Here is a 1,765-nt window from a genome sequence, read left to right on the forward strand (position 1 = left end):
CCGCGTCGCGGCCGCGGGCGATCCGGTGGCGGAGTCGCTCGTGCACCGGCTCGCCGACGAGGTCGTCGCCATGGCGTACGTCGCGCTCCGCCGGCTCGGGCTCCACCGCGAGGAGGCGCCGGTGCTGCTCGGCGGCAGCGTGCTCGCCGCCCGGCACCCGCAGTTGGAGGAGCGGATCCGCGCACTCCTGGCGGAGCGGGCGCCGAAGGCCGTGATCGGCTTCGTGACCGCGCCGCCGGTGCTCGGTGCGGGGCTGCTCGCCCTGGACGCGGTGGCGGCGGGGCCGGAGGCGAAGGCCCGGCTGCGGGAGCGGTACGAGGGCTGAGTGCGGTGGATGCGGGGCGTCCCGTCGTGCGCGACGGGACGCCCCGCACGCATGTTCACCTGTTCGAGCGACGTCCGATACGGAACCGATTCCGGCCGATCGACGTATTCCAGAGTGAGGGGTTCGCCTGCTGACGCGTGGGAGGCATGGGGCACGATAGGCACAAGATCCAGTCAATCCCGGTGTGCGGGCGGCCCCCTGAGGCCATACTGCTGGCCGGGTGGCCCGCCACCGGAACCGGTTCCTCACCGGCATCCCGGCCGGACGGGCCGACGTCAGCGACCGAGGGGGAGGTCAAGTGACACACCCGCCGAACGCGCCCGCCGCCTCGGCGGCGCAGGGCACGGCGACGGCGTCCGCGCGCCCGGGCGGCGTGCCCGCGCAGCCGTCGCCCGCGCCCGCCGCCACCCCGCCCGCGGGGCGCGGCGCCTGGGCCGTGGGACGGGAGCGGCTGCGGGAGGCCGCGACCACCGAGCCCGGCCGGCTCCAGATCCTCGGGGCCGTGCTGGCGCTGCTCGTCGTCGCGTTCGGGGCCGTCACCGCCCTGGAGGTCACCGACCGGGCCTCCGCCGCCGACGACGTCGTCAGCCGCAGCCAGCCCCTGAGCGCCGACGCGGCCGCCATCTACCGGTCCCTCGCCGACGCCGACACCACCGCCGCCGCCGGGTTCCTGGCGGGCACCCTGGAGCCCGCGGAGTCCCGCGAGCGGTACGCCCGGGACATCACCACCGCCTCCCGGCTCCTCGTCAAGGCCGCGGCGAACACGGGCGGTTCGTCCGTGTCGGCCCGCGAGATCGCCACCCTCAACGAACAGCTCCCCCGCTACACGGGCCTGATCGAGCGCGCCCGGGCCGCCAACCGGCAGGGCCTGCCGCTCGGCGGCGCCTATCTGCGGTACGCCAACGCGCAGATGTCCAGCTCGCTGCTGCCGGCCGCCGAGCGGCTGTACGCGGCGGAGACGGAGCGGCTGCACGGGGACGACGACTCGGCCCGCACCTGGCCGTACCTGTCGCTCGCGCTGGGTCTGCTCGCCCTCGGCTTCCTGGTCTGGGCCCAGCGCCGCAACTACGTCCGGACCAACCGGGTCTTCAACCACGGGCTGCTCGCCGCCACCGCCGCCGCCGTGACCGTCCTGCTCTGGCTGCTCGCCGCGCACACCGTGACGCGCACCGAACTCAACAGCGCGCGGGCGCACGGGCAGGAGTCGCTCCAGGTCCTCAACACGGCCCGGATCAGCTCGCTCACCGCCCGCGCCAACGAGAACCTGACCCTGGTCGCCCGGGGCGCCGTCCTCACCGAGGACGGCAAGAGCGACAAGTACGAGGCGGACTACACGGCGAGCATGAGCGCCCTGACGACGGCGCTCGCCGAGGCGCGTGAGCTCGCCGACGACGACGCCGGACGCGACCCGGTCGCCGACTCGGCCGCGCGCGCGGCCGA

The 1,765-nt window shown here is 75.8% G+C and carries 1 protein-coding gene and 1 pseudogene; both read left to right on the forward strand.

Annotated features, from left to right (window positions below; all coding sequences use genetic code 11):
• Nucleotides 1-325: pseudogene (locus tag CCN56_RS38995) on the forward strand (ATPase); the annotation flags it as partial.
• A gap of 298 nt (nucleotides 326-623) precedes the next feature.
• Nucleotides 624-1,765 (forward strand): hypothetical protein (locus CCN56_RS39000; protein WP_107484303.1); only part of this gene is annotated, 1,142 nt, incomplete at its 3' end.

Origin of the sequence: Streptomyces sp. NRRL B-24572 (assembly GCF_002156145.1) — a bacterium.
Classification (GTDB): Bacteria; Actinomycetota; Actinomycetes; order Streptomycetales; family Streptomycetaceae; genus Streptomyces; species Streptomyces vietnamensis.